Below are 21,950 nucleotides of genomic sequence, written 5' to 3' on the forward strand. Positions count from 1 at the left end.
TTTCATTCTATCATATCGTTTTTCATCAATTTTAGCAAGATTGGAAGACATAGGAATACCATTTGCTAGGATTCAAAAACTATATGAGGGCTCTTTTCAAAAACTGATTCAAATTTTATCTATTTTCAAATATAAACTAAAATTATACTTTGAAAACAAAAAAAATATAATAGTTTAGTAAAATCGTTGCTGTAGCAACATTTACACCTAAAAGATTTGTCAGTCAATTCGATTCTAAACTACCGAAAGTAACTTCCTCCATTCTACCCCATTTCTTACTTTTAAGCTACTAATTCACCTTATTTTTTGGACTTTTTTGGACTTTTTTTCTACTTCGTACTAACCTTTGTCCATTCAGAAAATTTTCATGAAATTATGCTAAAATTTTAATTCTGCTATCAAATTATAATATAGCAATTTTTTGAATACAAACTGTATCCAATTTTAAAAAAATAGATTTTACAGAGAAGATAACAAAAGGCGGTGGGACAGAAATCGATAGACAAAGTCTCGATTTCGTAGTCCCAGCCCCGCGAGGATGATTAGAAGCTTTTTGGAGTCTAATACTCAATGAAAATCAAAGAGCAAACTAGGAAGCTAGCCGCAGGCTGTACCTTAGTACGGCAAGGTGACGCTGACGTGGTTTGAATTTGATTTTCGAAGAGTATAAAAGACGAACAAAAAGTTCAATCAGCTACCGCGTCAAAGTTTGATTGCTAATAAAAAGTGAGGTCGGGATCTTTTGTCCCAACCTCTTTTTCTAGATTAAACTTTTTGGAGTCCTTTGACGGCATCGTGGTTGATGATGATTTGACCGTATTCTTGAAGGACTGAGCGACTGATATCACTATCATCCGCAAATTCTCGCATGCGAGCCAGTAACCAAGCAGGATAAAGATTTGGACGATCCTCTACATCCACTAAAACTGTCAAATAGTATTGATCATTCATCTTATATAGCTCTGAAGTCTCCATTTGGTAATCAACTGTTTTAGCGAAAGAAACCAAACTAGATAAATCGTCAAAGCGTAAGATATAGTAGATATAAGGCTCTCTCTTTCCTTCTTCTGCTTCGAGGGCTTCATCAAGCACTGCTTCCTCTTCCTTTTCAACTTGTTCCAAAGATTGAATGGCTTCAATATCGTCTTTAGTTTTTTCTGCCATGGTTTTCTCCAAGGTTTTCAAAAACTCATCTGGAGACATTTTCGCCAACTCATCCATATCTGGAAGGTCTGCCAAATCTTCAAAGTCCAAATTTTGGTCAATCTTTGACTTGGTTACAAAGACATCAACCTTGTCAGGCTTTGGAGTCACTCGAAAGCTAAGCATGCCTGTATCCAAAAAACTATCTGGCATTTCTAGTTCATCCAAAATGGCATAGAAAAACTCTTCAGTTTTTTCTTGTGGAACGAGAAAGTCTGCGATTTCCATTCCACGATCCATCAAATCTTCTAAAGACATCGTGATTTTTAAAGTCGTATCACTGATTTGTTTCATTTTCATAGTTCGTAACCTCATACTTTCAGTTCTATCTATTATACAAGATTTCACAGATTTTATCAAAAGAATGGCGTTGGGATATCGATTACTATCTAGTGTAGAATACTTATTATGTCATCAAACTCTTTATTATCATAGACAAAACACTATCAGATATACTTGACCTAGTTCGTGCAAGGATTAAAAGAGGATAAAGGTCTGTATCCCTCTCAAAAATGTTCAAATTAAATATTATGCAACAAAAAGAAGACTCGCAAAGTCTTCTTTTTTCTATACGGCCTACACAATAAATACTCACTCAATAAACTTGTTAGAGCTAATGAGGTCAAGACAACACCGACCTGGCTTTAAAAAATTAGAAAGAGTATCACTTACAAATCTACTGTTAGTACCTTCCCAGCTCTCACGACTTGCTCACCTGCAATATAGACGTCATCGACATCACTCGACTTGACGGCATAAACCAGGTGAGACAGCATGTTTTTTTGGGGTTGAAGATGAATTTTCCCTTGGGGTTGGATAACGAGAAAATCTGCTTGCTTGCCGACTTCTAAACTACCAATCTCGTCTTCCATTCCTAGTACCTTAGCACCCTCGATCGTCAGTGCCTTGAGGGCAGTTTCGATTGGAAATTGGCTGGCATCACCACTCTTCATCTTCTGTAAGAGTGCTGCAGTCCGCCCTTCCTCAAACATATCCAGGTTATTGTTAGAAGCAACTGAATCAGTTGCAATACCAAATGCTACTCCTGCCTGTTGAAGTTGGACGACTGGTGCAATCCCTGAGGCTAGTTTGAGGTTGCTGATAGGATTGTGGGCGATAGCGACTTGCGAATCTGCCAAGCGGGCAATCTCTGCTTCATTTAACTCAACACCGTGAGCAAATACAGCCTGATGATCTAAATACCCAAGTTCATCTAGAAAGGCTAGTGGGCGTTTGCCATAGCGTTTCAGGATAATTCCTGACTCTTTCTGGGTTTCTGCCACGTGGATATGAAGCGAAATATCTTCTTCTTTTGCTAGGTTCAAGCTAGCCTCTAACAATTCTCGACTACAACTGTAGGGCGAATGAGGGGCCACCATAACCTTGAAATTTGGGTCTTGATAGCCTTTGATTGTCTCGATAACAGCTCGAGTTCTGGCTATGGTTTCATCCGTCGTCTCGGTTTCTGAAGAAAAGAGGGTCGGAGAGAAATAGCAACGCATCTTGGATGCCTTGACTGCTTCATAAATCTCAGCTATATCCACTCCATTAGGATTGTACATATCATTGAAGGTTGTTGTCCCTGATTGGAGCATCTCTGTTAGCGCCTCTTTGACAGCCTTTGTAGTCATCTCTGGTGTGAATTCTGCTTCTGCCGGCCAGATATAGTTCTCCAGCCATTCATGGAGATTGCTATCATCACGAATGCCTCTCAAGCCTGTCATGGCAGAGTGGGTATGGCAGTTAACCAAACCAGGTATGATCCAAGCACCCTGATAGTCTATGATTTGATCTGCTTGCTTGAGAATTTCTTGATTTTCCTGACCGACATAGACGATTTGAGAATTTTCAAGAGCTAAGATACCATCCAGGTAGACATGGAAATCTTGGTCACAAGTCACGATATTTACATGCTGAAAGACTTTCATCAATAGGCTCCTTTTCTAAATTATACTCTTCGAAAATCTCTTCAAACCACGTCAGCTTTATCTGCAACCTCAAAGCCGTGCTTTGAGCAACCTGCGGCTAGTTTCCTAGTTTGCTCTTTGATTTTCATTGAGTATTAGCTTTCATACTAGATAATTTTCTAGCTATTGTAACAAAAAAGTCACCCGAAGGCAACTTTTATTCTGTATTTGCTTATTTGCTTTATAAACGATTAAAAGTCTATTCTGGACTAAAAGCAGCTGCTTCTTGCATTTGATAATATTTACCTTTTCTCGCCATGAGTTCCTGATGATTGCCATGTTCGACAATATCACCATCCACCAAGACAAGAATCAAATCAGCATCCTGAATGGTTGACAAACGGTGGGCGATGATAAAGCTTGTCCGCCCCTTCATGAGTTTGGCAAAGGCGTCCTGAACCAGCACCTCGGTACGGGTATCGATGGATGAAGTCGCCTCGTCTAAGATAAGAATCTTTGGAATGGCTAGAAAGACACGGGCAATGGTTAAAAGCTGAGCCTGACCAACAGACAAGGATTCACCAGCATTTTCAAGCTTGGTATCATATCCCTGTGGCAATTGTTGGATAAAGAAATCTGCATTAGCCGCCTTAGCTGCTGCAATGACCTGCTCTCGGCTAGCATGAGGATTGCCAAAGGCAATATTGTCATGAATGGTTCCTTGCTTGAGCCAAGTTTCTTGAAGAACCATCCCAAACTGCTGTCTCAATGATAATCGGGTATAGTCATAAATCGAATGACCATCTAGCAAAATATCTCCAGAGTTAATCGGATAAAAACGCATAAGGAGATTGATGAGGGTGGATTTCCCAGCACCCGTTGGTCCTACGATAGCAACCTTACTACCAGCTGGAATATCAATAGACAAGTCCTTAATCAAGATTTTTTCTGGAGTATAGCCAAAAGAAACATGCTTAAAGGAAATAGCTCCCTTGACTTGGTCGCTGTTCAATTCTTTAAGGCCAGTTTCTGTAATCTCAGGGCTTTCTAAAACAGTATAAACACGTTCTGCACAAGCCAATGCACTCTGCAACTCGGCTAAGACCGATGAAATATCATTAAACGGCTTAGTGTACTGCTGCACATAGTTCAAAAAGGTCACTAAACGTCCAACTGTCAAAGTAGAGCCCATCATGATACGGAAAGCCCCAACTCCAGCAAGAAGGGCATAAATGAGGGCATTGACAAAACGAGTTGAAGGATTGACTGTCGAAGAATAAAAGATACCCGACTGAGAATATCCTGCATAAGTATCATTTGCCTCATGAAGTCTATCGATGAATTCTTCCTGGGCATTAAACGACTGGATAATGTTCTGCTGGGTGAGCGATTCTTCAATCAACTGGGTTTGAATACCCCTAGTCTCAGTCTGCTTTTGAAAGAGATGGTAGGATCTCTTTGCAATAAAGCGTGAAATGACCATAGACAGAGGTGTTAAGAGCAGAACCAAGAGAGTCATCAAGAGATGAATTTGAAGCATAGCAAGGATGCTGACCAAAATCATCAGAATTCCGATGAAAAATTGGTTGAAAATCATGTTCAGTCCCGCTGCCAACTGCTCGATATCTGTCGTTACACGGCTGACCATTTCTCCGCTCCCCTGTTTGTCTACAAGGGCAATCGGGAGACGATGGAGTTTTTGAATGATTTTTTCACGTAAATCTCTGGTATAGGAGAAAATGAGGCGGTTGTATAGGAGGGGATTGGCCCATTGTACCAGTGTATTTCCTATGACCACCAATATCATCTGGAGGAAAATCTGCCAAAACACCTGAGATGAGCCCGTCACTAAGACTTGGTCAATTACTTGTCCAATCAAGATTGGCAGATAGATTGATAGGGCTACTTGGGCAATGGTTCCCAAGAAAGCCAGAAAAAGAAGGATGGGATGACTTGCTAAATCTTTTGCCAAACGTTTGAGGGTTTGACTTGCATGTTTGCCTTTCATTCTAATCCTCCTTTCCATGTTGGGATGCATTGATTTCACGATAGACTTGACTAGTCTTCATCAATTCCTCATGATTTCCAAGCGCTAATTGCTGACCTTTTTCTAAAAGGAGAATTTGTTCAGCAATCTTCAAGGTCGAAGTTCGTTGGGAAATCAATATTAAGCTAGTATCAGGCAAATTTTCCTGAACAGCTTTGAGAAGATTGGACTCAGTAATGGTATCAAGAGCCGAAGTCGCATCATCGAGGATGAGAAAAGGAGCTTGACGTAAAACTGCTCGGGCAATCGATAAACGTTGTTTTTGCCCACCTGAGAAATTACGGCCACCCGCTTGGACTTCTGCGTCCAGCTGACCTTCCTTTTCACTGACAAAGTCCTTGGCCTGGGCAATTTCCAAGGCCTGCCAGAGTTCTTGGTCCGAGACTGTTTCTTCCATACCTAAAGTCAAGTTGGAACGGATGGTTCCCTTAAAGAGTTCAACTTTTTGAGGGACATAGGCCATCCAAGAACGCCATTCAGAAAGATCGCGAGGACTACGTCCATCTCGATAAAGGGAAATGCTTCCCTTATCTGCCGTATAAAGGCCAAGTAGGACCTGCACTAAGGTTGACTTACCAGAACCAGTTCCCCCAATGATTCCAAGAATTTGTCCTTGTTGCATAGCAAAAGAAAGATTTCGCAAGGATGGTTGAGCAGCATCTGGGTAGGTAAAGCTCAAGTGACTGACTTGTAAAACTTGATTTCCAGAAACCATTCCTGCCTGAAGTTCAGAATGAATATCTTCAGGTTCTTCAGCGAAGACTTCCTCAATACGCTTAGCTGATATATAGGACTGGTTGAGTGAATTGATGAGCATGGCTAGTTTAATCAACTCTACCAAGATTTGTAGAAGATAGTTGATTAAGGCAATCAAGGCACCCTGACTGAGCCAGCCTCCCTGGATAGAAATATAGCCATTCCAGATAATCACCAGCAAGGTCCCATTAACAATCAAATAGGTCAAGGGAGTCAAGAGACTAGACCAGTAGCCTGTTTTCATTTGGATAGCCGTATAGATTTGGTTTAGTACTTGGAAATTCTCGATTTCTCGTTTTTCTTGACCAAAAGCACGAATCACACGCATGCCTTGTATCTGTTGGCGTGTTTCCTGAACCAGCTGATCTGTTTTCTTTCTCAAAATACTATAAAGAGGATTGACCAAGCGTGATAAAACAACAATGACAAGGGTCAAAATGGCAACCATGACCAAAAACCAAAAGGTCAATTCAGGCGAGAGACGATATGCCATGAAAATGGCACCGAAAACAATAATAGGAGCCCTTAAAAATAAGCGCAAGAATTGATTGATTCCCGTTTGAATCTGGTAGGTATCTGAAGTCAAACGCGTCACCAAACTCGAAGTCGTCAAACGGTCTCGACTATCCTTTGGCAAGGAGAGAATATGACGATAGAGGTCATTGGTCAACTCCTTGGTAAATCCGACAGCTGCCTTGGCTGAGTAAAACTGGGCAACTAGGGCAACTAGGACGCCGATAACTGCAAACACAAAGAGGAGACCCATTTGCATCCAGAGATGAGCTTGATCTTTTTGAGGGATGGATTGGTCGACAATCCCAGCTATCACCATGGGTACCAAGAGTTCAAAAACAGCTTCTAGCAGCTTAAACAAGGGTGCTAGAAAAGACTCCTTGAGGTAGGGTTTAAAGTAAGAAAGTAATTGTTTCATATGTCCCTTCTATTTACAAAATGAAGAAGGTGGAAAAACCACCATCTTTTTACTTGTTTAAATATGGAAGCAAGTAGCCATAACCAGCCTCTTCCATCTCATCCTTAGCAATGAATCGTAAAGAAGCAGAATTGATACAATAGCGTAAGCCACCTAGTTCCTGAGGCCCGTCTGTAAAGACATGACCCAAGTGGGCATTACCCAAACGTGACCGAACTTCGATACGCTCCATACCGTGACTCAAATCCTGGTAGTAATGAATGAGCTCTTTAGAAATTGGTCGGCTAAAGCTTGGCCAACCACAGCCTGAGGCAAACTTATCCTTGGCAAAGAAGAGGGGCTCACCAGTCGTGATATCGACATAAATTCCTTCCTCAAAAGTTTGGTCGTAGGCATTGCTAAAGGGAGCTTCCGTCGCAGCCTCTTGCGTGACTCGATAGGACTCTTCAGACAGTTGTTCTCGTAATACTTCCTGACTAGGTTTTTCGTAGTTAGCTGCGTCTATCAATGGTTTCTCTGCATCTCTCACATCGATATGGCAATAGCCACCAGGATTTTTCTTGAGGTAGTCTTGGTGATAGTCTTCAGCTAAGATATAGTGACGAAGCTTCTCCACTTCCACTGCAATTTTACGACCGATGAGTAGTTCTTGTTCGCGGACTACTGTATTGATCGTTGGTAGATCAGCTTCTTCTAGGTAATAAATCCCTGTGCGGTATTGACGACCACGGTCATTCCCTTGTTGATTGACAGATAGGGGATCAATGACTCGGAAATAATAGAGCAAGATTTCACGAAGCGAGACTACCTTTTCATCGTAGACGACTTGCACAGTCTCTGCGTGATCTGTTTCTTTGATTAATTGATAATTGGTGGTTTCAACTTGACCATTAGCGTAACCAACACTTGTTTGCAGCACTCCAGAAATTCTGGAAAAATATTCTTCCAAGCCCCAAAAACAACCACCTGCTAGATATATTTCTGCCATTTCAAATCCTCCTTGACCTTCTATCGGTCATCAAATACGGGAAACCTTTCATACTCTTCGAAAATCAAATTCAAACCACGTCAGCTTCGCCTTGCCGTACTCAAGTACAGCCTGTGGCTCGCTTCCTAGTTTGCTCTTTGATTTTCATTGAGTATCAATTCCCATGTTTCATTTTCAAAAAAAGGACAGGAAGCCCTCTAATAGAGAGTTTCCCCATCCTATTGCTATATTTATTTTTCTTCGATGCGCACGCCTTCTATGTCTACTTGCAAATCATGAAGCTTGCCTTTGAACGGTTGTTTTTCAAGCTCTGCCTTAATCTTCGGCATCTTATCAGGATCAGCTAGAACCATGACAGTAGGACCAGCACCAGACAAGTAGGTCGCATAAGCACCGTTTCTCTTGGCAACTTTTTTAATTGTCGCAAATTCTCGCACCAAATCTTGGCGGTAACGCTCGTGGAAAAGGTCACTCTCGATAGCTTGGCCAGCTTTGACCATATCTCCTGTCAGTAGAGCTGCGATAGCCACATTGGCGATAGAACTTGCTGCAACAGCTTCCTTGTATGAGAGTTTCTTAGGCAAGACACCACGACTATCGCGAGTTCGCAATTCATAGTTTGGAATATAAGCTAGGAAAGCACACTCTGGGAAAGGCGCCACAACAGCTGAAACCTGGTCTTCAACTGAGCTCGCAATGACGAGATTTCCATAGATAGCAGGTGCAACATTATCAGGGTGCCCCTCAATCTTAGTCGCTAATTGCAACTTGTCGTGATCGCTTAGTTTGAGATTTCCTAGTTGATTTGCCAATTCAATTCCTGCAACGATGACAGAACTAGAAGAACCTAGTCCACGCGCAAGTGGAATATCGCTAACCATCTTCAAACGTCTTGGTTGTAGGTCTGGAACAATTTGTAAAGCAATCTTCAGCAAAAGATTACGCTCGTCACGTGGAATCCATTTGCCTAATTGGTGCTCAATCATCCATTCTTCGCGTTCCTCACAAACCTGAATTTCTAGATATTTAGTTACAGCTACACCAACCGAGTCAAAACCAGGACCCACATTGGCACTTGTAGCAGGTACAATAATCTTCATCTTAGTCTCCTAAAACCTTGAAGGTGTTGAGAAGTTCAAACTCAGCTACCGCCTTCAAAGCGTCTGTAATATTTTCAAGTTGCGCCTTGTTGATCTTATGGCTAATGATAACAACACGAGCCTGGCCTTCTTGCTTACCATCTTGCAAGATTTGCTTGAAGGAAATATCTTCTGCATTAAAGAGTTCAGCCAATTTCAAGACTTGACCTTTTGAATCTGGTGCCAAGATTGAGAAATAGTAGTTGGCTTTGACATCTTCTGGCTGAGCCAAAACAAGGTCACGATGATATTCGTTAAAGGCTTTTCCAATGGTACCGTCATTCAAGCGACGAACGATACGAACGATATCAGCTACGACACTCGTTGCAGTTGGTTTTTGTCCGGCACCTGGTCCATAGTACATAGACTCGCCAATCCCGATAGACTCCACAAAGACTGCATTCATGACACCATTGACACTTGCAAGTGGGTGAGCCTTAGGAAGGAAGGTTGGTGTAACCTCGGCAGCGATTCCAGATGGTGTTTCTTCGATAGAACCTACTAATTTAACCACATACCCAAGATCTTGGGCAACTGCCACATCCTCTGGAGTGATGTTGCGGATTCCTTGATGGGCCACATCTTCAAATTTGACATTCATCCCAAATGCAAACTGGCTGAGGATGACCATCTTGTAGGCTGCATCAATCCCGTCAACGTCATTTGTAGGATCACTTTCAGCAAAGCCAAGTCGTTGGGCTTCTGCAAGGGCGTCAGCGTAAGACCAGCCTTCTTCTACCATTTTAGTCATCATGAAGTTTGATGTGCCATTGACAACACCAAGAACACGTGTGATTTTGTCTGATGCTAGTGAGTTAACCAAGGTACGAAGTATTGGAATTCCTCCCGCAACAGCTGCTTCATAGTAAAGAGCAACATTATGAGCTTTAGCAATCTCAAGCAATTCTGCACCATGAACAGCCAAAAGGTCCTTGTTGGCTGTCACAACGTGCTTCCCTGCTTCTAAGGCACGAGTAATAAAAGTTTTAGCAGGTTCGATACGTCCCATCAACTCAACAACAATTGTGATGTCTTTGTCTGACAAGATTTCATCGATATTTGTTACAAAATTAAAATCATTTCCTGCCTCAAGCAAGCGTGCTTTCTCTTCATCGTCTTTGACCAAAACCTTGGCTACTTCAATTTCTGAATGTGCTGCTTGAACAATTTTTTCTCCATTTTCCTTTAGTAAGAATGGTACACCACTGGCTACTGTACCAAATCCAAGTAAAGCAATCTTAACTGACATATTTGTCTCCTCGAAATTTTCTAATAGTCCTATTATACCAAAATTGTGAGAAAATTCCTACCATTCTGAACTAAAAATAGGAGCGTCAAATCATAAAAAAGCCTGCCCTGATACAACCTAGGACAGACTCTATTTTCAATCTATTTCACAAAAGCCAATTCCTTGCCAGTAGACAGGTCTTCTCGATAACGGAAACCTGCAAAGCTGAGCTTTTTGATTTCTTCTACTGAAGTCACCTGATTTTCCGTCAAGGCTGTTAAGAAAGCACCCCTAGCTTTCTTTGAAATGGTTGAGTGGATTTTTAGTTTTCCATCTCGCTCTTCCATAAACTTAAAGGTCACCATTTGCTCGCGAACCTCTTTAGGGAAGACAGTTTCAAATTCCGAAGACAAGAGTGAAAAGATGCAATCTTCCTCCTTCACTGACTCTTCATAAGCTGATTGCCAGTGACTTTTCAGGCTTTTCCCAGCAATTTTAAGCTTCATCAAAAAGTCTAATCTGTGAGGTGCAATCGGTTCAAAGGCTGGAATCACACCATAGAGAGCTGACGTTATCATGAGGTGCTTCTCCAGATAGGTTTGCTCCTCCTTGGTGAGATCGTCCCGTTTGATGTTGCGATACATAAGTCCATCAAAGAGGTGCAAGGCTGGATAGTTTCTAGTCGATCCATTTTTCAAGGCTTGGATATGGTCATACTCCTCTTGCGCTTTTTCGGCAGAAATTTTGTAAAAACTCTCTAGTTCTTGGGCAGAATATGTCGCTAATGCATCCAGAACAGCCTGACTCTCAGGAGACAAAGGTTTTGATTTTACAGTCGGAAGACTGGTGTTCATTTCTTTTGCAGTTGGGATTAAAATTTTCATAGTGTTAGTGTAGCATATTTTCCTATGACTACCAAGGATTTGAGCCTAAAAACCTCGGTTAATACCGAGGCTTCTTTGCTTATTTTGGCAATCCTAACCAGATTGCAAAGAGAACTAGTGCTGTCTCAAGGCAGCTTGTCAAGATAGATGACAGATTAACCTTTTTCTCCTTTAGATGAGAAAATCCTATCTTCAAAGCTAAAAGACCAAGCAACATCGAACCAATCATCAGATAAAATCCCATTTGACTGTCCTCCATTTATTATTCTTTCATCCATTATCACAAATTTTAAACAAGATTACAAGAAAAACGAGGTTGTTTCCTTAAACTTGAAGGTTTTGAGATAGTTAACCTTACCAACTTAACCTTCAAAGGATTGACACTTCTCTTGGAAAAACAAGTCTATATGATAACCCCTTCCAAATGATCCAATTCATGCTGACAGATCTGAGCCGGAAAACCTGTCAGGGTAATTGTCTGTTCTTTCCAATGAATATCTCTGTAGCTTACTGTAATTTTTTCATACCGAGTCGTCGGTCTTACTCCTGTCAAAGACAAACATCCTTCCTCCGTTTCATATGGCCCTTCAAAAGACTTGAGAACGGGATTAAACATGACCATGGGAATCATGCCGATATTAAAAATAATGACGCGCTTTTGCACCCCAATCATATTGGCCGCTAGTCCAACACAGGTCTCACGATTGGCCTGTAGGGTATCTTGTAAATCCTTTGCTAGGGGTAAATCCTCCTGACTAGCAGGCTGAGATACCTGCGATAAAAACATCATATCTTTGACAATTTTCTTTTCCAACTACTATTCCTCCATCTTTATCATTCCACTTGATTATAGCATAAAATCTATCTCTGTTTGTCAAATATAAAAGCAAAAAAGCCATCCGAAGATGACTTTCATAGTGCTTAAATAGCGTTTTTATCTTTTCCGAGTGCTCGTTGGATTGCCTTAACAATTTCAACAAGGACAACAATCATAAGTGCTCCTACAGCAACCACTATCCATTGAGTCAAGCTCAAATGTGAAACGTGGAAGAGGCTGTTAAATCCTGGAACCACAATCGTAGCCATCAAGAGGATGAAGGCAACTGGGATTGACCAGTTAAAGGTCTTGTTCTTGAAGAGTCCAACCGTAAAGATTGATTGGTAAACAGACTTGACGTTAAAGGCATGGAGCAATTGGATCAAACCAAGAGTTGCAAAGGCCATTGTAAGGGCATCTGCGTGGATTTCACTTTGAACTTGATGCTCTGGGAAGAGAATTGCCCAACCATAGACACCAAGAACCAGCATGGTTTGGAAGATACCTTGATACATGATAGAACCGAAGACACCACCATCAAAGAAGTTAGACTTACGTCCACGAGGTTTGTGGGTCATAACGCCTGGCTCAGCTGGTTCAACACCAAGAGCGATGGCTGGAAGAGTATCTGTTACCAAGTTAATCCAGAGAAGGTGCACTGGTTGCAACACATCCCAACCAAAGAGGGTTGCAAAGAAGATGGTGAAGACCTCAGCCATATTGGCAGACAAGAGGTATTGAATAGATTTTTGGATGTTAGAGAAGACCTTACGTCCTTCTTCAACCGCTACGATAATGGTTGCGAAGTTGTCATCTGCAAGGACCATATCAGAAGCTCCCTTAGAAACCTCTGTACCTGTAATCCCCATACCGATACCGATATCAGCTGTCTTAAGTGATGGTGCGTCATTAACCCCATCACCAGTCATGGCAACAACCTTGCCTTCTTTTTGCCATGCTTTCACGATACGAACTTTGTGTTCAGGAGACACACGAGCATAAACAGAGTATTGCTTGAAGACTTTTTGGAATTCTTCATCAGTGAGTTCATTCAACTCAGCACCCGTGAAGACATGGTCTTCGGTGTCATTTGGATCGATGATTCCAAGACGTTTAGCAATAGCTTCAGCTGTATCTTGGTGGTCACCCGTGATCATGATTGGACGGATTCCTGCTTCCTTAGCAACACGAACAGCTTCTGCTGCTTCTGGACGCTCAGGGTCAATCATGCCGACCAAACCAGAGAAGATGAGGTCAGACTCAACGATTTCAGATTCCAAGGTTGGGATTTCGTTGTTTGTCTTATAAGCCATCATCAAGACACGAAGGGCTTGTTTAGCCAAATCTTTGTTGGTAGCAAGGATAGCTTGTTTGTCTTCTTCTGTGATGGGGCGAACTTCCCCATTGACTTCAATACGTGTCACACGTTTGAGCAATTGGTCAGGGGCACCCTTAACAGCGATAAAGTAAGTACCGTCTGCTTCCTTATGGATTGTAGACATAAGTTTACGTTCTGAGTCAAATGGCAATTCTGCCACACGTGGCTCGTCCTTCAAGATTTCACGAACGTCAAAACTGTGATCCAAACCAAACTGTACAAGGGCTGTCTCCGTTGGATCTCCAATCAATTTACCAGATGGGTCCACTTTAGTGTCATTGGCAAAGTTCATGATGCGAAGCGTATTGTTGTTTGCAGCAATTTCAGCTGCAGAGCTTTGCAATTGACCGTTAGTATAAACTTTTTCAACAGTCATTTGGTTCATGGTCAAGGTACCTGTTTTATCAGATGCAATGATTTCTGTTGAACCAAGCGTTTCAACTGCTGGTAATTTACGAACAATCGAATTACGTTTAGCAAGGGTTGTTGTTCCCAAAGAGAGAACGATAGTTACAATAGCAGGGAGACCTTCTGGAATCGCTGCAACCGCAAGAGCAACCGCAACCATCAAGCCTTCTAACGGATGTTCTCCACGAACGAAGACACCAACCAAGAAAGTGATAATCGCAATCACAACGATTAAGTAAGTCAAGGCTTTAGATAATTGTTCCAAGCTTTGCTTCAATGGTGTTTCTGTCTCATCGGCATTGGCCAACATATCCGCAATCTTACCAACTTCAGTATACATACCAGTGTTAGTCACGACACCAATACCACGACCGTAAGTTACGTTTGAGTTTTGGTAACCCATATTGACACGATCACCGATACCAGCAGCTGCTTCCACCACTTGAGTAATATCTTTTTCAACTGGTACAGATTCACCAGTAAGAGCAGCTTCTTCGATTTTAAGAGACGCCGCTTCCAGCAAACGCATATCGGCAGGCACCACATCTCCAGATTCTAGCAAGACGATGTCCCCAGGCACCAATTCTTTTGAGTCAATCTCAATGACATGACCATCACGACGAACACGGGCCATTGGGCTAGACATATTTTTCAACGCTTCAATGGCTGCTTCAGCTTGCCCTTCTTGGTAAACACCAAAGGCTGCATTCAAGACAACTACGGCCAAGATGATAATGGCATCTGTTAAACCGTCCATGCCTTCTGTAATCACAGAAAGTGCGGCTGCCGCCAGCAAGATGATGATCATCAAATCCTTAAATTGATCAAGGAATTTAGCTAGTAGGCTACGTTTTTCGCCCTCTTCTAACTCATTTCGACCATAAGTCGCTAAGCGTTCTTGAGCCTGGGCAGTTGACAAACCTTCAACAGATGAGTCCAAATTCTTTAGGACTTCCTCAGAAGATTGCGTATAAAACAAGTCTTTATTTTGTTCTTTTGACAAAACAGTCTCCTCCTTTTTGGCCTCTTTTTACAAAAAAAGAGACCTGTTTTTTAAAAAAACAAGTCTCGCTGTTTAATATAGTGCCGGAAATAATTCGTAATGACGACACTATCGCGGTTAACCGCCAGCTACTCCCTTGAGTAGTTCTATTATAACAGATTTTCAAAAATTTTCAAGTGCTGGAGTGGAGTGAGTCACCTCCATTTGAATTTTCCTTACAAAACCAGTATAATGATAGAATACAAAAATTCTAGGAAGAGAGTCAGATGAATCAATCAGTTTCAAACTTGAAATTAGCTGAGCGAGGTGCTATTATTAGCATCTTGACCTACCTTTTCTTGTCAGCAGCTAAGTTAGCAGCGGGCCACCTCCTTCACTCGTCCAGTTTGGTGGCGGATGGTTTCAACAACGTTTCTGATATCATCGGAAATGTTGCCCTCCTCATAGGGATTCGATTGGCCCGACAGCCAGCAGATAGAGACCATCGTTTCGGTCACTGGAAAATCGAGGACTTGGCAAGTCTTATCACTTCTATCATCATGTTCTATGTTGGTTTTGATGTCTTACGAGATACGATTCAAAAGATTATCAGTCGCGAAGAAACTGTGATTGACCCACTTGGAGCGATTTTGGGAGTGGTTTCTGCAGTGATTATGTTTGGAGTCTATCTCTACAACACTCACCTCAGCAAGCAATCCAAGTCTAAGGCACTGAAAGCAGCTGCCAAGGACAATCTATCAGATGCGGTCACTTCACTTGGAACCACTATCGCCATCCTAGCCAGCAGTTTTAACTTCCCTCTCGTGGATAAATTGGTTGCCATCGTTATCACCTTCTTTATCCTCAAAACTGCCTACGATATCTTTATCGAGTCATCCTTCAGCCTTTCAGATGGTTTTGATGAGCACTTGCTCGAAGATTACCAAAAGGCTATCATGGAAATCCCTAAGATTAGCAAGGTCAAATCACAACGGGGTCGTACTTATGGAAGTAATATTTATCTAGACATTACTCTCGAGATGAATCCAGACCTCTCCGTTTTCGAAAGTCACAAAATTGCAGATCAGGTTGAATCCATGTTATCAGAACGCTTTGGCGTCTTTGATACCGATATTCATATCGAACCAGCACCGATTCCTGAAGATGAAATTCTAGATAATGTCTATAAAAAATTGCTCATGAGAGAGCAACTAATTGACCAAGGAAATCAATTGGAAGAATTACTGGCTGAAGATTTTATTTATATTCGCCAAGACGGACAAGAACTAGACAAGGAATCCTATAAGGAGGAAAAAGAACTAACCTCTGCTATCAAGGAACTTCACTTGACCTCCATTAGTCAGAAGACAAAACTCATCCGCTATCAGATTGGTGACACCATCCATACAAGTATCTGGCGCAGACATGAAACTTGGCAAAATATATTCCATCAGGAAACGAAAATTGAAAAAGACTAAAGAAAGAGGCCGAGATAAATCTCGACCTCATTTTTTTTACTTATTTTGCTACGCTCTTAGCAAGAACGAAGTTTCCAAGTGTAGCCGAACCATTACCTGCAACAGCTGGTGTCACGATATAGTCGCGTACATCCGGAACTGGTAGGTAACCATTGAGTAAGGATGTGAATTTCTCACGCACACGGTCAAGCATGTGTTGTTGGGCCATAACCCCACCACCAAATACGATAACGTCTGGACGGAAAGTTACAGTTGCGTTTACTGCTGCTTGAGCGATATAGTAGGCTTGAACATCCCATACAGAGTTGTTAAGTTCGATGTTTTCACCACGAATTCCTGTACGAGCTTCTAAGCTTGGACCAGCCGCAAAGCCTTCCAAACATCCTTTGTGGAAAGGACAAACACCGTTGAATTCTTTTTCAATATCCATTGGGTGTTTAGCCACATAGTAGTGTCCCATCTCAGGGTGACCCACGCCACCGATAAACTCACCACGTTGGATAACACCAGCTCCGATACCTGTACCGATTGTGTAGTAAACCAAGTTTTCGATTCGTCCACCTGCGTTATTACGTGCTACTACTTCACCGTAGGCAGAACTGTTTACGTCTGTTGTGAAGTACATTGGAACGTTTAGAGCGCGACGGAGGGCACCAAGCAAGTCCACATTTGCCCAGTGAGGTTTTGGAGTTGTTGTGATAAAGCCATAAGTCTTTGAGTTTTTGTCAATATCAATGGGACCAAATGAACCAATTGCAAGACCTGCAAGATTATCAAATTTTGAAAAGAACTCGATGGTTTTATCGATTGTCTCGATAGGAGTTGTTGTTGGAAATTGTGTTTTTTCTACAATGTTAAAGTTTTCATCACCGACAGCACAGACAAATTTTGTACCGCCCGCTTCCAAGCTTCCATATAATTTTGTCATGATAAACCTCTAGTTTTTATTTTCTCTATTATAGCATAATTCCAGAAGGAAAGTTGCTCTATATTTTAGTTTTTCCTCTGTAAATTTTACGATTCAATCAAAAACGAACAAACATGACATTTGTTCGTTTTTTTGATTTATTAAGCTTTAACTTCGATGATTGCATCACCCTTAGCAACTGTTCCAGAAGCAACTGGATTTACTGAAGCAAAGTCTGCAGTGTTTGTCACGATAACCATTGTTGTGTTATCAAGACCTACAGCAGCAATCTTAGCTGAGTCAAATGTTCCAAGAACATCTCCAGCTTTAACCTTGTCACCTTGAGCAACTTTTTGGTCAAATCCTTCACCGTTCATTGAAACAGTGTCGATACCCACGTGGATCAAGATTTCAGCTCCGTTTGCAGTTTTCAAACCATAAGCATGTCCTGTTGGGAAGACGATTGTCACTTCAGCATCAGCTGGGGCGTAAACAACATCTTGACTAGGTTTTACAGCGATACCTTGTCCCATAGCTCCACTTGAGAAGACTGGGTCATTAACATCTGAAAGGGCAACTACGTCACCAACGATTGGTGTTTGGATTGTTTCGTCTGTTAGCTTAGATGCAGTTTCTACTACTTCTTCGCTAACTTCAGGCTTTTTTACAGTTGATTCTCCATCAGTTTCATCTTCATAACCAAACATGTAAGTAAGAGCAAAACCAAGAGCGAATGATACAGCTACCATAAGAAGGTATTGTGGAAGTTGTCCGTTACCAATGTAAAGCATTGTACCAGGGATGATTGTGATACCATTACCAGTACCAGCAAGACCAAGGATAGATGCCAATCCACCACCGATTGCACCAGCGATCAATGAAAGGAAGAATGGTTTACGGAAACGCAAGTTAACCCCGAAGATAGCAGGCTCAGTAATACCTAGGAAGGCAGAAAGAGCAGCTGGGAAAGCAAGTGTTTTAAGTTTTGGATTTTTAGTTTTAACACCAACGGCTACTGTTGCAGCACCTTGAGCAGTCATGGCAGCTGTGATGATAGCGTTGAATGGGTTAACATGGTCAGTAGCAAGCAATTGAACTTCAAGCAAGTTGAAGATGTGGTGAACACCTGATACAACGATAACTTGGTGAACTCCACCAATCAAGAAACCACCAAGACCAAATGGCAAGTTAAGGATAGCTTTTGTTCCAAGAAGGATATAGTTTTCAACAACGTGGAAGACTGGTCCGATAACAAACAAACCAAGAATTGACATTACGAGGAGTGTTACGAATGGTGTTACCAAGAGATCAAGTACATCTGGAACCACTCTACGAACAGCTTTTTCAAACTTAGCTCCGACAACCCCGATGATGAAGGCCGGAAGAACTGAACCTTGCAAACCAACAACTGGGATAAATCCGAAGAAGTTCATAGCAGTTACTTCACCGCCAGAAGCAACAGCCCAGGCATTTGGAAGTGAACCAGAAACGAGCATCATACCAAGAACGATACCAACAGCTGGGTTACCACCAAATACACGGAAGGTTGACCAAACAACCAAACCTGGCAAGATAATGAATGCTGTGTCAGTCAAGATTTGAGTGTAAGTTGTAACATCTTCTGGAAGTGTCATTCCAAGAGCATTCAAGAGACCACGAACACCCATGAAGAGACCAGTTGCTACGATAACTGGAATGATTGGAACAAAGACGTCACCAAAAGTACGGATGGCACGTTGGAACCAATTTCCTTGTTTAGCAGCTTCTGCCTTCATCTCATCCTTAGATGTCGTTGGCAAACCAAGAGCTACGACTTCATCGTACATCTTGTTAACTGTACCTGTACCAAAGATGATTTGGTATTGACCTGAGTTAAAGAAAGCACCTTGAACTTTTTCCAAGTTCTCAATAGCATCTTTGTTAATCTTCGCTTCATCTTTCACCATAACACGAAGGCGAGTAGCACAGTGAGCTACACTGTTAACATTCTCACGTCCGCCCAAGGCTTCGATGACTTTTTTTGCAATTTCTGTATTGGTCATTTGCAAAAATCTCCTTATAAAAAAATTTGTTCTTGTTTGAAAGCGATTTTACTCGCCCCACGAATATTATTCTATCACGTTTAAAAAATATGTCAAGCGTTTTGCAGAAAAAATTTTGCTATTTTTTATTTTTTGATTGTTTTTGCTATTTTTTTCATCAACACAGCCATAACACCCTCTAAAATCAAGGTTTTTACTTTAAAGTTTTTCAAAAACTTTCATATTTTCATCATTTTCCATAAAATTACGTTTCCAAACTCTGTCAATCGTTTGACATTTTTTTCTTTAATTTAGTGTAAAAGACTTGCTTTTTTATAAGGAAACGTTTACTATTAAGATAGTAGAATTTATGGAGGAAATAGAAATGGAATGGACTACTGAACGTCGTTACAGACGTTATGAAGATTGGACACAAGAAGAAAGAAAAGAAATCCAAGAAAAGATGGTGCAATCCCCATGGCATGTCAGCTATCACATTGAACCAAAGGAAGGACTTCTCAACGATCCAAACGGTTTTTCTTATTTTGATGGTAAGTGGATTGTATTTTACCAAAACTTCCCCTTTGGAGCAGCCCACGGCTTGAAATCTTGGGTTCAACTTGAGAGTGACGATTTGGTGCACTTTACTGAAACAGGTGTAAAAATCTTACCTGATACTCCACTGGATAGCCACGGCGCTTACTCAGGATCTGCTATGCAGTTTGGTGATCAATTGTTCCTATTCTATACAGGAAATGTCCGTGATGAAAATTGGGTTCGCCACCCTTATCAGATTGGTGCCTTGATGGATAAGGATGGAAATATTAAAAAGATTGATAAGATCTTGATTGATCAGCCTGCTGATGCTACTGACCACTTCCGCGATCCACAGATTTTTAACTTTAAAGGACAATACTACGCTATCGTTGGTGGTCAAGACTTGGAGAAAAAAGGGTTTATCCGTCTTTACAAAGCTGTCGAAAATGATTATACAAACTGGCAAGAAGTTGGTGATCTTGACTTCAACAATGACCGTACTGCCTATATGATGGAGTGCCCAAATCTTGTCTTTGTTGGAGAACAACCTGTCCTTCTCTACTGCCCACAAGGTTTGGATAAAAAGGTTCTTGACTACGATAATATCTATCCAAATATGTATAAAATCGGTGTTTCCTTCGATCCTGAAAATGCTCGTATGGTAGATGTGTCTGAACTACACAATCTAGACTATGGTTTCGAAGCATATGCCACTCAGGCCTTCAATGCTCCTGATGGACGTGCTCTGGCAGTTAGTTGGCTTGGTTTGCCAGATGTGTCTTATCCATCTGATCGTTTTGATCACCAAGGGACTTTCTCATTGGTCAAGGAACTTACCATTAAAGATGGCAAACTCTATCAGTATCCTGTAGCTGCTATCAAAGAACTCCGTGCTTCACAAGAGGAATTTTCAAATCGTTCTGAAACCAAAAACACCTACGAGCTCGAGCTTAACTTAGCAGCCAATAGTCAAAGTGAAATCGTTCTTCTTGCTGACAAAGATGGCAAAGGACTCTCTATCAATTTTGACCTTGTCAATGGTCAAGTTACTGTTGACCGCAGTCAAGCAGGTGAGCAATATGCTCAAGAATTTGGAACTACTCGCTCATGTTCAATCGACAACCAAGCTACTACTGTAAATATCTTCATCGATAATTCAGTCTTTGAAATTTTCATCAATAAAGGAGAAAAAGTATTTTCTGGTCGTGTCTTCCCTCACAAAGATCAAAATGGAATCCTCATTAAATCTGGAACCCCAACTGGAACTTACTACGAATTAGAATATGGTCGCAAAACTAACTGATGTCGCAGAACTAGCAGGCGTCAGCCCAACTACTGTCTCACGTGTTATCAATAAAAAGGGCTACCTGTCAGAAAAAACTATTCAAAAGGTCAATGAGGCCATGCGGGAGTTAGGCTACAAACCCAACAACCTTGCTCGTAGCCTCCAAGGGAAATCAGCCAAGTTAATTGGGTTGATTTTCCCAAAAATCAGCCATGTTTTCTATGCTGAATTGATTGACAAACTGGAGCACGAACTCTTCAAAAACGGCTATAAGACCATCATCTGTAATAGTGAGCACGATTCGGAAAAAGAACGTGAATATCTTGAAATGCTAGAAGCTAATCAAGTGGATGGCATTATCTCTGGTAGCCATAACTTAGGGATTGAGGACTACAATCGCGTAACGGCTCCAATCATTTCTTTTGACCGAAACCTATCACCAGACATTCCTGTCGTTTCCTCTGATAACTATGCTGGTGGAGTCCTAGCAGCTCAAACCTTGGCTAAAACTGGATCCAAGTCTGTCATTATGATTACAGGTAATGACAACTCCAATTCACCAACTGGACTTCGCCATGCAGGCTTTGCTTCTATCTTCCCAAAAGCTCCCATCATCAATATTTCCAGTGACTTTTCACCCCTCCGCAAGGAAATGGAAATCAAAAGTATTCTGAAAAAACAAAAACCAGATGCTATTTTCGCATCGGATGATTTGACTGCCATCTTGGTAATGAAGATCGCCCAGGAACTTGGCATCTCTGTTCCAGAACAACTCAAGGTTATTGGTTACGATGGAACTTATTTTATCGAGAATTTCTATCCTCATCTTACTACCATTAAACAACCTTTAGAAGAAATTGCTCGCCTGACAGTTGATTTACTCCTTCAAAAAATCGAAGGAAAAGAAGTTGCCACGACTGGTTATTTCTTACCAGTCAGCCTCTTACCAGGTAAAAGTATTTAAACAAAAAGAGTCTGAGACAAAATAGTTCTCAGACTCTTAATTTAGTATACTATCAATAAATAATATTATAGAAGCAATAATAATTATAAT

At 41.4% G+C, this 21,950-nt stretch carries 16 protein-coding genes; 3 read left to right on the forward strand and 13 right to left on the reverse strand.

Annotated features, from left to right (window positions below):
- Nucleotides 1-765: 765 nt before the first annotated feature.
- The 11 genes from mecA to O3611_RS01650 all read right to left on the reverse strand — a co-directional run bounded on the left by mecA (nt 766) and on the right by O3611_RS01650 (nt 14,689).
- Nucleotides 766-1,503: an adaptor protein MecA gene (gene mecA, locus O3611_RS01600; RefSeq protein ID WP_371607594.1), complete on the reverse strand. Its 738-nt coding sequence runs from the start codon at nt 1,501-1,503 to the stop codon at nt 766-768.
- A 368-nt stretch (nt 1,504-1,871) separates the two neighbouring features.
- The gene (locus tag O3611_RS01605) at nt 1,872-3,131 is read right to left on the reverse strand and encodes a TRZ/ATZ family protein (RefSeq protein WP_371607595.1); all 1,260 of its coding nucleotides are present in this window, start codon (nt 3,129-3,131) and stop codon (nt 1,872-1,874) included.
- Nucleotides 3,132-3,369: 238 nt separating this feature from the next.
- Complete coding sequence (locus O3611_RS01610; RefSeq protein WP_371607596.1) at nt 3,370-5,118, reverse strand: ABC transporter ATP-binding protein; 1,749 nt, start codon at nt 5,116-5,118, stop codon at nt 3,370-3,372.
- 1 nt (nt 5,119) lies between these two features.
- Nucleotides 5,120-6,844, reverse strand: coding sequence for an ABC transporter ATP-binding protein (locus O3611_RS01615; protein WP_371607597.1), 1,725 nt, complete (start codon nt 6,842-6,844; stop codon nt 5,120-5,122).
- A 49-nt stretch (nt 6,845-6,893) separates the two neighbouring features.
- The gene (gene msrB, locus O3611_RS01620) at nt 6,894-7,832 is read right to left on the reverse strand and encodes a peptide-methionine (R)-S-oxide reductase MsrB (protein WP_281335361.1); all 939 of its coding nucleotides are present in this window, start codon (nt 7,830-7,832) and stop codon (nt 6,894-6,896) included.
- Nucleotides 7,833-8,062: 230 nt separating this feature from the next.
- Nucleotides 8,063-8,932, reverse strand: coding sequence for a homoserine kinase (thrB, locus tag O3611_RS01625; RefSeq protein ID WP_371607598.1), 870 nt, complete (start codon nt 8,930-8,932; stop codon nt 8,063-8,065).
- Between the two features lies 1 nt (nt 8,933).
- Entirely contained in the window at nt 8,934-10,220 is a 1,287-nt protein-coding gene (locus O3611_RS01630) for a homoserine dehydrogenase (RefSeq protein ID WP_371607599.1), read from the reverse strand.
- A 140-nt stretch (nt 10,221-10,360) separates the two neighbouring features.
- Nucleotides 10,361-11,083, reverse strand: a complete 723-nt coding sequence (gene yaaA, locus O3611_RS01635; protein ID WP_371607600.1) for a peroxide stress protein YaaA — start codon at nt 11,081-11,083, stop codon at nt 10,361-10,363.
- A 79-nt stretch (nt 11,084-11,162) separates the two neighbouring features.
- Nucleotides 11,163-11,327 (reverse strand): DUF3953 domain-containing protein, encoded by a 165-nt coding sequence (locus tag O3611_RS01640; protein WP_075231422.1) that lies wholly within the window; start codon nt 11,325-11,327, stop codon nt 11,163-11,165.
- 159 nt (nt 11,328-11,486) lie between these two features.
- Nucleotides 11,487-11,897, reverse strand: coding sequence for a peptide deformylase (locus tag O3611_RS01645; protein ID WP_075231423.1), 411 nt, complete (start codon nt 11,895-11,897; stop codon nt 11,487-11,489).
- Nucleotides 11,898-12,004: 107 nt separating this feature from the next.
- Nucleotides 12,005-14,689, reverse strand: a complete 2,685-nt coding sequence (locus O3611_RS01650; RefSeq protein WP_371607601.1) for a cation-translocating P-type ATPase — start codon at nt 14,687-14,689, stop codon at nt 12,005-12,007.
- A gap of 266 nt (nt 14,690-14,955) precedes the next feature.
- Between O3611_RS01650 and O3611_RS01655 the strand changes: the two genes are divergently transcribed.
- Nucleotides 14,956-16,146, forward strand: coding sequence for a cation diffusion facilitator family transporter (locus O3611_RS01655; protein WP_371607602.1), 1,191 nt, complete (start codon nt 14,956-14,958; stop codon nt 16,144-16,146).
- Between the two features lie 40 nt (nt 16,147-16,186).
- Here O3611_RS01655 and scrK read toward each other — a convergent pair whose 3' ends face one another.
- On the reverse strand, nt 16,187-17,074 hold the full coding sequence (scrK, locus tag O3611_RS01660) for a fructokinase ScrK (RefSeq protein ID WP_371607603.1): 888 nt from the start codon (nt 17,072-17,074) through the stop codon (nt 16,187-16,189).
- A gap of 140 nt (nt 17,075-17,214) precedes the next feature.
- A complete protein-coding gene (locus O3611_RS01665) occupies nt 17,215-19,095 on the reverse strand; it encodes a sucrose-specific PTS transporter subunit IIBC (RefSeq protein ID WP_000185532.1) in 1,881 nt (626 codons plus the stop codon).
- Between the two features lie 364 nt (nt 19,096-19,459).
- On the opposite strand from O3611_RS01665, the gene O3611_RS01670 reads away from it, so the two are divergent.
- Complete coding sequence (locus tag O3611_RS01670; RefSeq protein ID WP_049528003.1) at nt 19,460-20,914, forward strand: sucrose-6-phosphate hydrolase; 1,455 nt, start codon at nt 19,460-19,462, stop codon at nt 20,912-20,914.
- Nucleotides 20,895-21,860 (forward strand): LacI family DNA-binding transcriptional regulator, encoded by a 966-nt coding sequence (locus tag O3611_RS01675; RefSeq protein WP_049528006.1) that lies wholly within the window; start codon nt 20,895-20,897, stop codon nt 21,858-21,860. Before O3611_RS01670 ends, O3611_RS01675 begins: the two co-directional genes overlap by 20 nt.
- Nucleotides 21,861-21,950 lie beyond the last annotated feature (90 nt).

The organism is Streptococcus sp. 27098_8_91 (assembly GCF_041432385.1).
Lineage (GTDB): Bacteria > Bacillota > Bacilli > Lactobacillales > Streptococcaceae > Streptococcus.

What these genes read in the sequence shown, in the direction of transcription:
- mecA (WP_371607594.1), bottom strand. Translation starts at nt 1,503, where the DNA reads ATGAAAATGAAACAAATCAGTGATACGACTTTAAAAATCACGATGTCT.
- O3611_RS01605 (WP_371607595.1), bottom strand. Translation starts at nt 3,131, where the DNA reads ATGAAAGTCTTTCAGCATGTAAATATCGTGACTTGTGACCAAGATTTC.
- O3611_RS01610 (WP_371607596.1), bottom strand. Translation starts at nt 5,118, where the DNA reads ATGAAAGGCAAACATGCAAGTCAAACCCTCAAACGTTTGGCAAAAGAT.
- O3611_RS01615 (WP_371607597.1), bottom strand. Translation starts at nt 6,844, where the DNA reads ATGAAACAATTACTTTCTTACTTTAAACCCTACCTCAAGGAGTCTTTT.
- msrB (WP_281335361.1), bottom strand. Translation starts at nt 7,832, where the DNA reads ATGGCAGAAATATATCTAGCAGGTGGTTGTTTTTGGGGCTTGGAAGAA.
- thrB (WP_371607598.1), bottom strand. Translation starts at nt 8,932, where the DNA reads ATGAAGATTATTGTACCTGCTACAAGTGCCAATGTGGGTCCTGGTTTT.
- O3611_RS01630 (WP_371607599.1), bottom strand. Translation starts at nt 10,220, where the DNA reads ATGTCAGTTAAGATTGCTTTACTTGGATTTGGTACAGTAGCCAGTGGT.
- yaaA (WP_371607600.1), bottom strand. Translation starts at nt 11,083, where the DNA reads ATGAAAATTTTAATCCCAACTGCAAAAGAAATGAACACCAGTCTTCCG.
- O3611_RS01640 (WP_075231422.1), bottom strand. Translation starts at nt 11,327, where the DNA reads ATGGGATTTTATCTGATGATTGGTTCGATGTTGCTTGGTCTTTTAGCT.
- O3611_RS01655 (WP_371607602.1), top strand. Translation starts at nt 14,956, where the DNA reads ATGAATCAATCAGTTTCAAACTTGAAATTAGCTGAGCGAGGTGCTATT.
- scrK (WP_371607603.1), bottom strand. Translation starts at nt 17,074, where the DNA reads ATGACAAAATTATATGGAAGCTTGGAAGCGGGCGGTACAAAATTTGTC.
- O3611_RS01665 (WP_000185532.1), bottom strand. Translation starts at nt 19,095, where the DNA reads ATGACCAATACAGAAATTGCAAAAAAAGTCATCGAAGCCTTGGGCGGA.
- O3611_RS01670 (WP_049528003.1), top strand. Translation starts at nt 19,460, where the DNA reads ATGGAATGGACTACTGAACGTCGTTACAGACGTTATGAAGATTGGACA.
- O3611_RS01675 (WP_049528006.1), top strand. Translation starts at nt 20,895, where the DNA reads ATGGTCGCAAAACTAACTGATGTCGCAGAACTAGCAGGCGTCAGCCCA.